Here is a 13,100-nt window from a genome sequence, read left to right as displayed (position 1 = left end):
GTTCTGAACAGCATGAAGATCGGCTCCCTTTCCCCCTCGCCCCCTGGGGGAGAGGGCTGGGGTGAGGGGGTAAAGCTTTTGATCTTCAGATGCGGAAACTACCCACCAACTGTTTCAACCGCGAAGCCTGCTGCTCCAGATCCGAACAAGCACGCAACGTCGCCTGCAAGTTCTCCACGCCCTCCTGATTCAGCGTATTGATCTCGGTGATATCGACGTTGATCGATTCCACAACAGCGGTCTGCTCCTCGGTCGCCGTGGCCACCGACTGATTCATCCCGTCGATCTCGCCAATGCGCTGCGTCACGCTGTTCAAGCGCTCCCCGGCGAGGTTGGCAATCTCGACGCTGTCCTGGCTGTGGCGCTGGCTGTCGCTCATGGTGCTCACCGATTCACGAGCGCCAACCTGCAGCTCCTCGATCATGGTCTGTACCTGTTGCGCCGACTCCTGGGTGCGGTGCGCCAGATTGCGCACTTCATCGGCCACCACGGCAAAACCACGGCCGGCCTCACCGGCACGTGCCGCTTCAATCGCAGCGTTGAGCGCCAGCAGGTTGGTTTGCTGGGAAATGCTGGTGATCACTTCGAGAATCTGACCGATGTTCACGGTCTTGCTGTTCAGCGACTCGATATTGCTGCTCGATGCGCTGAGCATGCTCGACAGTTGATTCATCGCCTTGATGCTGCGATCGACCACTTGCTGGCCGTCTTCAGCCAGACCGCGAGCGTCGCTGGCCTGATTCGAAGCCTGGGCGGCATTGCGGGCGATTTCCTGCGCGGCGGCGCCGAGCTGGTTGATCGCCGCGGCGACACTGCTGGTGCGGGAGGCTTGCTGATCGGAGTTGTACATCGACGAGTTCGACGCGGCGACTACACGCAGGGCGACCTCGTTAACCTGGCCGGTCGCCGAAGACACTTCGCGGATCGAACCGTGAATTCGCTCGACGAAACGGTTGAACGCGGTACCGAGGATGCCGAATTCATCGTTATTGACGATGGTCAGGCGTTTGGTCAGATCACCTTCGCCGTCGGCAATGTCTTCCATGGCGCGGGTCATTACATGCAGCGGCTGGATCAGCAGGCGGATCAGCATGCCGAGCAGGGCAATGATGATCGCCACGGCAATCACTGTCGCGATCACTGCCGAGGTGCGGAACTCGCTGAGCATCGCGAACGCCTGATCTTTGTCCACCGACAGACCGATGTACCAGTTCACTGACGGCAGGCCTTTGATCGGCGCGAAGGTGACGATGCGGGTCTTGCCATCGACGGTGACTTCACTGAAGTCGCTGCTGATGCGCGGGGTGTCCTGTGGATAGGCTTCTTTCAGTGATTTCATCACCAGCGCCTTGTCCGGGTGCACGAGGATCTTGCCGTCGGCGCTGACCAGGAACACATAACCCATGCCGTCGAAATCGCGGGCGGCGAGGGTGTCGACCAGCGATTGCAGGCTCAGGTCGCCGCCGACTACGCCCACGCTCTGGCCGGCCTTTTTCGAGGCGGTGGCGATGGAGATGATCAACTGGCCAGTGGCGGCGTCGATGTACGGCTCGGTCAGGGTCGAGGTGCTGCTGCTCTCGGCACCTTTATACCAAGGGCGCACCCGTGGATCGAAACCGTCCGGCATCTTCGCATCCGGGCGGATGGTGAAGTGGCCGGTGGCATCACCGAGGTAGGACGCCATGAACGTCGAGGTCAGGGCTTTCTGGTCCAGCAGGCTGGCGACATTGACCGGTTCCGGGTTGATGGCGATGTTCTGGGCGGCGTTCTCGATCAACAGAATGCGGCCGCTGAGCCAGGTCTGGATATTACCGGCAGTGACTTCGCCCATCTCGTTGAGATAGTTGTTCAGGTCATCGCGGATCGCATTGCGCTGCAACCAGTCGTTGTACAGCGTAAACGAGGCGAAAGCGGCGATGACGATGAGGGCGGCGGCAAGCAAAATTTTATGGCTGAAGCGCAGATTTTTGTTCATGGCTTGGGGTTCCGCTAAGGTCTTAATGTCCAGGGCGTGCTTTTATAGAAGCGCGCAAAATGGGCAAGGGTGAAAACAAGCTGATATTTCCGTCTCTCCTTAGGGAAATGTCCGGCCTGACTTGTGGTCGGGTCTCTCACTCTTCTGTATCGGCCATGCGTAATCAAAGATTAACCATTGGGTGACAAAATGCCTGACTCCTCGCAACTCGTAATCGGCGCAGACCTCGCAGGCCAGCAGATTGCTCAGGCCATGCGCCTGGCAAACCGTCACGGACTGGTCGCCGGCGCCACCGGTACCGGTAAAACCGTCACCTTGCAGCGTTTGGCCGAGGCGTTCAGTGACGCCGGGGTCGCGGTGTTTGCCGCGGACATCAAGGGCGATCTGTGTGGCCTCGGTGCGGCCGGCAACCCGCAAGGCAAGGTCGCCGAGCGTATCGCCGGGATGTCGTGGTTAAACCACAAGCCGCAGGCGTATCCGGTGACCTTGTGGGATATCCACGGTGAGTCCGGTCATCCATTGCGCACCACCTTGAGTGAAATGGGCCCGCTGTTGATCGGCAGCCTGCTGGAACTGACTGACAGCCAGCAATCGGCGCTTTACGCAGCCTTCAAGGTCGCTGATCGCGAGGGCTTGTTGCTGTTGGATCTGAAAGATCTGAAGGCGCTGCTCAATCACCTCAAGGACAATCCGCAACTGCTGGGCGAAGACGCGGCGTTGATGACCACCGGTTCCAGTCAGGCGCTGTTGCGCCGCCTGGCGATCCTTGAGCAGCAGGGCGCCGAAGCCTTGTTTGGCGAACCGGCACTGCAACTCGAAGACATTCTGCAACCGACTGCCGAGGGGCGGGGGCGCATTCATCTGCTCGACGCCAGCCGTCTGGTGCACGAGGCGCCGAAAGTCTATGCAACGTTCCTGTTGTGGCTGCTGGCTGAGTTGTTCGAGCAGTTGCCAGAGCGAGGCGATGCCGACAAACCGCTGCTGGCGTTGTTTTTCGATGAGGCGCATTTATTGTTTGGCGATACGCCCAAGGCCTTGCAGGAGCGCCTTGAGCAAGTGGTGCGCCTGATCCGCTCCAAAGGCGTTGGCGTGTATTTCGTCACGCAGTCACCGGCGGATTTGCCCGATGATGTGCTGGCGCAACTCGGTCTGCGCATCCAGCACGGCTTGCGTGCATTTACCGCCAAAGAGCAGAAATCCCTACGTGCAGTGGCGGACGGCTTCCGGCCGAATCCGGCGTTCGACAGTTTGTCGGTGTTGACTGAATTGGGGATCGGCGAGGCGTTGGTCGGCACGCTGACCGAGAAAGGCACGCCGGAAATGGTTCAGCGCGTACTGGTCGCACCGCCGCAATCGCGGATCGGGCCGCTGACCGAAACCGAACGCACGCTGCTGATTGCCGGCTCGCCGTTCAAGGGGCGCTATGACAAGCCGATTGATCGTGAATCGGCTTATGAAATTCTGATGGGGCGCAAAGGCCTGGCGCCTGAAGCCGAGGCGCCCGCCGGCAAGCCTGCGCCTGAAGAGCCGAGCCTGGCCGACAGAGCAGGAGAGTTCCTCGGCACCGCTGCCGGGCAAGCGCTGAAATCGGCGATGCGCCAGGCTGCCAATAACCTTGGCAAACAACTGGTACGCGGCTTGATGGGCTCTTTACTCGGTGGCAGCAAACGCCGCTGACCTAATGTAGGAGTGAGCCTGCTCGCGATTGCGGTATGCCAGTCACGACAATGTCGACTGTTTCACCGCTATCGCGAGCAGGCTCACTCCTACAATTATTGATAGCTGTCAGGACTTGTCTTTGGCGTGCGCCGCCAGGCGCTCCAGCGCCGCGCGCAATCCCGGATCAGTGATCCCGTCTGCCGTGGCCTGAATCGTCGCCGCTGCATCCGTGGACAAATCCATCGTGTGCCCGGCTGACCCGCGTTGAACCGTCGGCGGCTGCACCTTGAACAGAATCCGCGTCAGACTCGCGAACTCGTCAAACATCTGCAATTGTCGCTGCAAGCGTTTTTGCTGGTAACGCAGGCGCGTGGCCCAGTGACCATCGGTGACGATCAACAACAAACTGCCCTCACGCCACGACGCTACATGGCAATGTTCGCGGGCGGCGGGCTGCAATTGGCTTTCGAGCAGGCGTTGTAAATGGCCCAGGCGCTGGGCATGGCCGAGGATGGCTTTGAGCGGCTTGGCTTCGCGCAGGAGAACGGCGGGTGCTTTGGCCGTAAGAGGGCGAAATGCCATGATCGAACACCTGAAGTAACAGAATCGCCATGGTAGCAGAAAGGCCAAACTCACTCGCCCATTGCTTTTGCCCCCGCTTTACCCATTAAATCAACAACTAACTTCTGCCTTGTATGACTTGAAGTTGAGCAAAACGCCCCTATTTTAAGTGAGCCCCGTCAAAGCGCAGTGCCAGCATCGTGGAACATCGCCACTTTCCTCACTTCCGTTTCCGGGTAGAATGCTCGTTCGCATGCGGCCATGAGGGCTGCACGGGCGACGCTCACGGGGCCGCCCTCCATCCCTTTAGTGTGGAAGATCCTGCCGATATGTTTGCGCCTTTGTTAAAGAAACTTTTTGGAAGCAAGAACGAGCGTGAAGTCAAACGCATGCTCAAGACGGTGCAGCTCGTCAATGCCTTCGAAGAGCAAATGGTGGCCCTTTCGGACGATCAATTGCGCGCCAAGACCAATGAGTTCAAGGCCCGCATCGCCAAAGGGGAAACCCTCGACAAGCTGCTGCCAGAAGCCTTTGCGGTCGCCCGCGAAGCCGGCAAGCGCATCATGGGTATGCGCCACTTCGACGTGCAGCTCGTCGGTGGCATGACCTTGCACGAAGGCAAGATCGCCGAAATGCGCACCGGTGAGGGTAAAACCCTCGTAGCGACCCTGGGCGTTTACCTCAACGCACTGTCCGGCAAGGGCGTGCACGTTGTGACGGTGAACGACTACCTGGCGCGTCGTGACGCCAACTGGATGCGTCCGCTGTATGAATTCCTCGGCCTGACCGTTGGCGTCGTGACACCGTTCCAGCCGCCGGAAGAGAAACGTCTGGCGTACGCCGCCGACATCACCTACGGCACCAACAACGAATTCGGTTTCGACTACCTGCGCGACAACATGGCGTTCAGCATGGAAGAAAAATTCCAGCGCGAACTCAACTTTGCCGTGATCGACGAAGTCGACTCCATCCTCATCGACGAAGCGCGTACCCCGCTGATCATCTCCGGTCAGGCCGAGGACAGCTCCAAGCTGTACATGGAGATCAATAAACTGATCCCGCAGCTGGAACTGCACGTTGAAGAAGTCGAAGGCGAAGTCACCAAGGCTGGCCACTACACCGTTGACGAGAAGACCCGTCAGGTCGAACTCAACGAAGCCGGTCACCAGTTCATCGAAGACATGCTCACCCGCGTCGGCCTGCTGGCTGAAGGCGAGAGCCTGTACTCGGCACACAACCTGGGCCTGTTGACCCACGTGTATGCCGGTCTGCGTGCGCACAAGCTGTTCAATCGCAACATCGAATACATCGTGCAGGACGGCCAGGTCGTACTGGTCGACGAACACACCGGTCGCACCATGCCGGGTCGTCGTCTGTCCGAAGGCCTGCATCAGGCCATCGAAGCCAAAGAAGGCCTGAACATCCAGGCCGAGAGCCAGACCCTGGCCTCGACCACGTTCCAGAACTACTTCCGTCTGTACACCAAGCTGTCCGGCATGACCGGTACCGCTGACACCGAAGCGTTCGAATTCCACCAGATCTATGGTCTGGAGGTCATGGTCATTCCGCCGAACAAACCGTTGGCGCGTAAAGACTTCAACGACCTGGTGTTCCTGACCGCCGAAGAGAAATACGCGGCGATCGTTGCGGACATCAAGGAAAGCATGGCGGCCGGTCGTCCGGTGCTGGTGGGTACTGCCACCATCGAAACCTCCGAGCACATGTCCGCTTTGCTCGTGAAAGAAGGCATCGAACACAAGGTTCTGAACGCCAAGTTCCACGAAAAAGAAGCCGAGATCATCGCGCAGGCCGGTCGTCCGGGCGCCCTGACCATCGCCACCAACATGGCCGGTCGTGGTACCGACATCCTCTTGGGCGGTAACTGGGAAGTTGAAGTTGCCTCGCTGGAAAACCCGACCCCTGAGCAGATTGCCCAGATCAAGGCCGACTGGCAGAAGCGTCACCAGCAAGTGCTGGAATCCGGCGGTCTGCAGGTGATTGCCTCCGAGCGTCACGAATCGCGTCGTATCGACAACCAGCTGCGTGGCCGTGCCGGCCGTCAGGGTGACGCCGGTTCCAGCCGCTTCTACCTGTCGCTGGAAGACAGCCTGATGCGCATCTTCGCTTCTGATCGAGTGAAGAACTTCATGAAAGCCCTGGGCATGCAGCCGGGCGAAGCGATCGAGCACCGCATGGTGACCAATGCGATCGAGAAGGCGCAGCGCAAGGTTGAAGGCCGTAACTTCGACATCCGTAAGCAACTGCTCGAGTTCGACGACGTCAACAACGAACAGCGTAAAGTGATCTATCACATGCGTAACACGTTGCTGGCCGCTGACAACATCGGTGAAACCATCGCCGATTTCCGTCAGGACGTGCTCAACGCCACCGTCAGCGCACATATTCCGCCGCAATCGCTGCCTGAGCAGTGGGACGTGGCTGGTCTGGAAGCGTCGATTGCCAGCGATTTCGGCGTGACATTGCCGATTCAGCAATGGCTCGACGAAGACGATCACCTGTACGAAGAAACCCTGCGCGAGAAGCTCATGACCGAGCTGATGGCGGCGTACAACGAGAAAGAAGATCAGGCCGGTGCCGACGCACTGCGCTCGTTCGAGAAACAAATTGTGCTGCGCGTGCTGGACGATCTGTGGAAAGACCACCTGTCGACCATGGATCACCTGCGTCACGGTATCCACTTGCGTGGCTACGCTCAGAAGAACCCGAAGCAGGAATACAAGCGCGAGTCGTTCACGCTGTTCTCCGAGCTGCTCGATTCGATCAAGCGCGATTCGATCCGTGTGCTGTCGCACGTTCAGGTGCGCCGCGAAGATCCGGAAGCCGAAGAGCAACGTCTGCGTCAGGAAGCCGAAGCACTGGCCGCCCGCATGCAGTTCGAACACGCTGAAGCCCCGGGCCTGGAGCAACCGGAAATACTCGGTGAAGAGGTCGATGTGGCCCTCGCCACTGCCCCGGTTCGCAATGAGCAGAAGCTGGGCCGCAACGAACTGTGCTACTGCGGTTCGGGCAAGAAATTCAAGCATTGCCACGGGCAGATCCAGTAAAACCCGTTTCAGTCGCTGAAATACCCGCGCCGCGACCGGCTCCTGCCGTCGCGGCGTTTTGCCATTTAAACCACCGTTGCCGCGCGCGACGGTGCTGACATCATTGAGTAAGGAGCGCATTCATGGCTGTTGGTCTTGGTCCTTTGCCAACGTTGCACCCGGTTGCCGGTTTTGAACTCGGTATCGCCTCGGCCGGCATCAAGCGCCCCGGGCGCAAAGATGTTGTTGTGATGCGCTGCGCCGAAGGTTCGACCGTGGCGGGCGTGTTCACCTTGAACGCCTTTTGCGCAGCGCCGGTGATTCTGGCGAAGAAACGCGTACAGAACGCCGTGCGTTATCTGCTGACCAATACCGGCAATGCCAACGCGGGCACTGGCGAGCCAGGCCTGGCTGCCGCTGAGCGCACCACCGCCAGACTGGCCGAACTGACCGGTGTTGATGCCAGCCAGATTCTGCCGTACTCCACCGGCGTGATCGGCGAGCCACTGCCGGTCGAGAAGATCGAAGGCGCGCTGCAAGCCGCGCTGGACGACCTGTCGGAAAACAACTGGGAAGCCGCTGCTACCGGAATCATGACCACCGACACCCTGCCAAAGGGCGCCAGCCGCCAGTTCGAGCATGACGGCGTCACCATCACCGTCACCGGCATCAGCAAAGGCGCGGGCATGATCCGCCCGAACATGGCGACCATGCTTGGCTATATCGCCACTGACGCTAAAGTCTCCCGCGAAGTCCTGCACAATTTGATGCTCGACGGCGCCAATAAATCGTTCAACCGCATCACCATCGACGGCGACACCTCGACCAACGATTGCTGCATGCTGATCGCCACCGGCAAGGCTGCGCTGCCGGAAATCACCCGCGCCGAAGGCGAGCTGTTCGGCAAACTGAAGCAAGCGGTGTTCGAAGTGTGCATGGACGTGGCCCAGGCCATCGTGCGTGACGGCGAAGGCGCGACCAAGTTCGTGACGGTTGAAGTGAATGGCGGCGGCAATCATCAGGAATGCCTCGACGTCGGCTACACCGTGGCGCACTCGCCGCTGATCAAGACCGCGCTGTTCGCCTCCGACCCGAACTGGGGCCGTATCCTCGCTGCCGTTGGCCGTGCCGGCGTGCCGGATCTGGACGTGAGCAAGATCGACGTGTTCCTTGGCGACGTGTGCATCGCCAGCCGTGGTGCTCGCGCCGCGACCTACACTGAGGCGCAGGGTTCGGCAGTGATGCAGCAGGAAGAGATCACTATCCGTATCGAGTTGGGTCGCGGCGATTGCAGCGAAACCATCTGGACCACCGACCTGTCGCATGAATACGTGAAGATCAACGCTGAATATCGCACGTGATCTAACCTGAGACCGAGTCGCCTGCATCGCCAGCAGGCTGGCTCCCACAGGGATCTGTGTATTTCACAAATCCCTGTAGGAGTGAGCCTGCTCGCGATGGCGACCTGTCAGGCACCGAAGATCCGGCCTGTCCATCCTGATGAAAGGCACCCAACCATGTCCCTGCACCTGATCATCGGCGACAAACTGCTTTCCTCCTGGTCCCTGCGCGCCGCCCTGGCGCTTGAACTGACCGGCGCACCCTATACCGAAGAGCTGATCAAACTCGGCAAGCCCGATACCCGCGAACGGCTGCTCAAGCACTCGCCGACCGCCAAGGTACCGCTGCTGCAAACCTCGCGCGGTACCGTCGCGGATTCGCTGGCCATCGCCGAATACCTCGCTGAACAGTTTCCGTCCGAGCAGCTCTGGCCGAGCGATATCTTCGCCCGTGCTCAGGCCAGATCCGCCTGCGCGCAAATGCACAGCGGTTTCTTCGCCATGCGCAATCACATGCCGTTCAACCTCAACCATGACGCACCGCTGAACCCGGTACCGCCGGAGGTCAAGGCTGATATCGAGCGCATGCTCGCGCTGTGGGCCGAGTGCCGTGCCGCTGCCACCGAGAGCGGCCCCTATCTGTTTGGCCGTGTCAGTCTGGCCGATGCCTTCTTCGCGCCGATTGCCGTGCGTCTGCGCACTTATCAGGTGAAGCTGCCGGCCGCCGACGAAGCCTATGTTGAAACCGTCTACCAATGGCCCGCCTTCAAGGCGTGGCAAAAGGCTGGACTGGAGGAGTTGAATCCGTGAAACGTGTACACGTCGCCGCTGCCGTCATTCGTGACGACAGCGGCAAAATCCTCATCGCCCGCCGCGCCGACACCCAGCATCAGGGTGGTCTGTGGGAGTTTCCCGGCGGTAAGGTCGAGGCCGACGAGTCGGTCGAAAGCGCACTGTCCCGTGAGCTGCACGAAGAGTTGGGCATCGTCGTTGGCGCCGCCCGACCGCTGATCAGAGTGCGCCATGATTACCCGGACAAGCAGGTGTTGCTGGATGTCTGGGAAGTTTCGGCATTCACCGGTGAACCGCACGGTGCCGAAGGCCAGCCATTGGCCTGGGTTACCGCGAAAGAACTGGCGAACTACGAGTTCCCGGCCGCCAACCAGCCCATCGTCGCGGCAGCGCGTCTGCCGGCGGAGTACCTGATCACGCCTGAGGACCTGGAAACCCCGGCGTTGCTGCGCGGTATCCAGAAGGCGATTGCCGGCGGGATCAAGTTGATTCAGCTGCGCGCACCGAACGGCTATGACCCCAAGTACCGTGATCTGGCTGTAGACGCGGCGGGGCTATGTGCCGGTAAGGCGCAGTTGATGATCAAGGGGCCGTTCGAATGGCTCGGCGATTTCCCGTCGGCCGGTTGGCACATCACCTCCGCACAGTTGCGTAAATACGCGGCGGCGGGGCGTCCGTTGCCGGCGGAGCGCTGGTTGGCGGCGTCGTGCCACAACGCAGAAGAACTGGCGCTGGCCGAGCAGATGGGCGTGGATTTCGTCACGCTGTCGCCGGTACAACCGACTTTGACCCACCCGGATGCGCAGGCGCTGGGTTGGGAACAGGCTCAGGTGTTGATCGAGGGCTTCAGTAAACCGGTATTTTTGTTGGGTGGGGTTGGCCCGGCGGAGCGCGAAAAAGCCTGGGGCGTGGGTGCGCAAGGCGTGGCGGGGATTCGCGCGTTCTGGCCTGACTCTCTGTAAAGGCTAGCGGTCTCATCGCTGGCAAGCCAGCTCCCACAGGTTTTAGTGCCGTTCACAAATGTTGTGTACACCATGAAACCCTGTGGCAGCTGGCTTGCCAGCGATGGCGGCCGATCAAACACTACATCTCTGCGGGTTTTGCCGCCGGCTGCCAAAGAATCTCCGCAATCCCCTGCCGCCGCGCAATCAACCGCGCCGCGACAAACAACAAATCCGATAACCGATTGATATACGCCAGCCCCACCCCGGCCAACGGCTCCAGCGCATTCAAATGCTGACAGCGCCGCTCTGCACTCCGCGCCAGGCTCCGGCATACATGCGCCTGCGCAATCAACATCGACCCGCCCGGCAGAATGAAATTCTCCAACGGCCCCAATTCCTCGTTCCACACATCGATCGCGGCTTCCAGTCGTTCGATCTCTGCGGCATTCAACGCCTGATACGCCGGCATCGCCAACTCGCCACCCAGATCAAACAAGCGGTGCTGACAAGGCGCCAACACCTCGATCAGTTCATTCAACCCCGGAAACGTGTTGCGTTCGGCAATCAACCCGGCCAACAACACGCCGACCTGACTGTTCAGCGTATCGACCTCACCAATCGCTTCGATGCGTGGGTGATCCTTGGGCACGCGGCGGCCATCGCCCAGGCCGGTTTCGCCTTTGTCACCGGTGCGGGTGTAGATTTTCGACAGGCGAAAGCCCATGGGTTACCTCGATAATGGATTGGTTTCGGCAGCGATGGACAGCGGTTGCGTCAGCGGCAGGCGCAAGGTGAAACACGTGCCCTGGCCCGGTGCTGACTGCACCTCCATCTGCCCTTTGTGATTGTTGGTAATGATGAAATACGACACCGACAAGCCAAGCCCGGTGCCCTGACCGATTTCCTTGGTGGTGAAGAACGGCTCGAAGGTGCGTTTGCGTACGTTCTCGCTCATGCCGATGCCGTTGTCCTCGACCTGGATTTCGGCCCACGGTGGATTGAGCTTGGTGCGCAGGATGATCCGTCCCGGTTCGCTGTCGTCTTCACGCTGATGGATGGCCTGCGCGGCGTTTTTCAACAGGTTGAGCAGCACTTGCTCAAGTTCATTGGCGGTGCCCGGCACCGGACCGAGCGCCGGGTCGAACTGACGGATGATCGCCTGGCCCTTGAAGTCGAAACCGATGGCCAGATCGAAGTCATTGCCGGCGATTTCCACCGCTTGATCGATCAATGCCGGCAGATCACACGGCGCCATTTGCCGGGTGCTGCGCCGGCTGAAGCTGAGCATGTGCGTGACGATTTTCGCCGCACGGGCGCCGGCCTGTTGAATGCCGTCGAGCAGTTGCGGCACTTCCCGGCCCTGCAGGTAGCGGTTCACGGTATCCAGTTCGATGCCCAGTTGCTCGGCGGTTTCGAGGTTCTTCGGCAGATCGGCGGACAGGCGCCGCCGGATGTTCTGCACGTTGTGCAGGATCGCGCCCAGCGGGTTGTTGATTTCGTGGGCCATGCCAGCGGCGAGACCGCCGACCGAGAGCATTTTTTCCGACTGCACCATCATTTCTTCCAGCGACAGACGCTGGGTGATGTCGTCGATACGGATCACCACGCCACGCCCGGCACCGCCCATCAATGGGTAGAAGGTCAGCGCGTAATGCTTCGGTTCGTCGTCCTTGAACCAGGTTACCCGTTCGATTTTCGCCACGGTGTGCTGCTCGACGGTCTGCTTGAGCTGCGGCAGAAACGGCTTGAGCGGTTCGAAGGCGAGGAAGATCGGCTGGTTCAGCGCTTCGTCGAGTCGGGTGCCGGAGAGGGCGCTGGCCTCCTGGTTCCACTGGGTGACGTAAAGCTGCTCGTCGAGGGCGATCAGTGCCGAGGGCATCGAGTCGATGATGCTGTTGAGGTAATTCTGGAAGCCGGTGAGCTTCTTCTCGATCTTGCTGCGCACCTGGACTTCCAGTTCCAGCTTGCGGTTGGTGTGGCGGGTTTCCTCGGCCAGCCCCTGCGCCTGATCATAGGCCGCTTGCGAGTCATCGCGGGCACGTTTGAGTTGCTGTTCGCGGGCTTCGATGCGCGACAGCATGGTATTGAATGCTTCGGCGAGGCTGCCGATTTCGTCATGATTGCCGCGTGAGGCACGCAGAGCGTAGTTCTCCTCGCGGGTGACCTGACGCGACAATTCCTCGAGTTGATGGATCGGCCGGGTGATCAGGCGTTTGATCTGCCGGGCAATCACCAGCCACAGCAACACACTGAAAATCAGAATGCCGAGGCTCGCGGTCAGGGTGCCGGTGTAGAACGCCATCGGCAGTTCGCTGCTGGCGACCAGCAACAGATGGCCCGGCGCGGTGCCGGGGCGGGGCAGGGTGATCAACTGGTTGCTGCGAAATTCAGTCAGTTGCCACGCTTCGATGTGCCGATAGCGCTCCGGCAAGTTGAGTTTATCGCCACGCTGGACTTGCGCCAGGCGTTCGCCCTTGCCGTCATACAGCGCGGCGGCGCGTAGCGGTGAGTAACTGTCGAGTTCTTTGAGCAGGCGCTCGGCGCTTTGCGGTGATTGCAGGGCTTCGCTGACCAGACTCGGGTTGGAAATCAGTCGGCCGATGGTCTGCAAGGCCTGCGGTGCCATGCTTTCCTGGGAGATGTAATAGGCGGCGCTGATAAAGGTCAGGTTGGCGACCAGCAGAACAGTGGTCAACAGCACCAACAGGGCAGCCAGCAGTTTCTGGCCGACCGGCAGGTTTTCGAGACGCTGGCGCAATGGCATCAGGTTTTTCGCAGCAAAGGA

At 60.2% G+C, this 13,100-nt stretch carries 9 protein-coding genes and 1 pseudogene; 5 read left to right on the top strand and 5 right to left on the bottom strand.

Going from position 1 to position 13,100, the window contains the following annotated elements; translation table 11 throughout:
• Positions 1 to 85: 85 nt before the first annotated feature.
• Complete coding sequence (locus CKW38_RS30635) at positions 86 to 850, bottom strand: methyl-accepting chemotaxis protein (RefSeq protein WP_371043227.1); 765 nt, start codon at positions 848 to 850, stop codon at positions 86 to 88.
• Between the two features lie 93 nt (positions 851 to 943).
• A pseudogene (locus CKW38_RS30630) lies at positions 944 to 1,975 on the bottom strand (cache domain-containing protein); the annotation flags it as partial.
• Between the two features lie 189 nt (positions 1,976 to 2,164).
• Here CKW38_RS30630 and CKW38_RS06915 point away from each other — a divergent pair.
• Complete coding sequence (locus CKW38_RS06915) at positions 2,165 to 3,652, top strand: helicase HerA-like domain-containing protein (protein ID WP_095112434.1); 1,488 nt, start codon at positions 2,165 to 2,167, stop codon at positions 3,650 to 3,652.
• A 108-nt stretch (positions 3,653 to 3,760) separates the two neighbouring features.
• Here the strand turns inward: CKW38_RS06915 and CKW38_RS06910 are convergent, their stop codons facing one another.
• Positions 3,761 to 4,216, bottom strand: a complete 456-nt coding sequence (locus tag CKW38_RS06910; RefSeq protein WP_007912767.1) for a DUF721 domain-containing protein — start codon at positions 4,214 to 4,216, stop codon at positions 3,761 to 3,763.
• A 308-nt stretch (positions 4,217 to 4,524) separates the two neighbouring features.
• Between CKW38_RS06910 and secA the strand changes: the two genes are divergently transcribed.
• From secA to CKW38_RS06890, 4 genes are all read left to right on the top strand, one after another.
• Complete coding sequence (secA, locus tag CKW38_RS06905) at positions 4,525 to 7,260, top strand: preprotein translocase subunit SecA (RefSeq protein WP_007912765.1); 2,736 nt, start codon at positions 4,525 to 4,527, stop codon at positions 7,258 to 7,260.
• Between the two features lie 122 nt (positions 7,261 to 7,382).
• On the top strand, positions 7,383 to 8,600 hold the full coding sequence (gene argJ, locus CKW38_RS06900) for a bifunctional glutamate N-acetyltransferase/amino-acid acetyltransferase ArgJ (protein WP_007912763.1): 1,218 nt from the start codon (positions 7,383 to 7,385) through the stop codon (positions 8,598 to 8,600).
• A gap of 156 nt (positions 8,601 to 8,756) precedes the next feature.
• Positions 8,757 to 9,389 carry a glutathione S-transferase family protein gene (locus tag CKW38_RS06895; RefSeq protein WP_007912762.1) on the top strand — a complete coding sequence of 211 codons (633 nt, stop codon included), beginning with the start codon at positions 8,757 to 8,759 and terminating at the stop codon, positions 9,387 to 9,389.
• Positions 9,386 to 10,333, top strand: coding sequence for a Nudix family hydrolase (locus CKW38_RS06890; RefSeq protein WP_095112285.1), 948 nt, complete (start codon positions 9,386 to 9,388; stop codon positions 10,331 to 10,333). The genes CKW38_RS06895 and CKW38_RS06890 overlap by 4 nt, the downstream gene beginning before the upstream one ends.
• 121 nt (positions 10,334 to 10,454) lie before the next feature.
• On the opposite strand, the gene CKW38_RS06885 is transcribed toward CKW38_RS06890, so the two are convergent.
• Both CKW38_RS06885 and CKW38_RS06880 read right to left on the bottom strand, forming a co-directional pair.
• On the bottom strand, positions 10,455 to 11,039 hold the full coding sequence (locus tag CKW38_RS06885) for a cob(I)yrinic acid a,c-diamide adenosyltransferase (protein ID WP_095112284.1): 585 nt from the start codon (positions 11,037 to 11,039) through the stop codon (positions 10,455 to 10,457).
• Positions 11,040 to 11,042: 3 nt separating this feature from the next.
• Positions 11,043 to 13,079: a HAMP domain-containing sensor histidine kinase gene (locus CKW38_RS06880; RefSeq protein ID WP_095112283.1), complete on the bottom strand. Its 2,037-nt coding sequence runs from the start codon at positions 13,077 to 13,079 to the stop codon at positions 11,043 to 11,045.
• Positions 13,080 to 13,100 lie beyond the last annotated feature (21 nt).

This window comes from Pseudomonas sp. Irchel 3H7, assembly GCF_900187605.1.
Taxonomy (GTDB): Bacteria; Pseudomonadota; Gammaproteobacteria; order Pseudomonadales; family Pseudomonadaceae; genus Aquipseudomonas.
The sequence above is the reverse complement of the archived record's forward strand: the minus strand, read 5'-3'. Positions and strand labels throughout refer to the sequence as shown.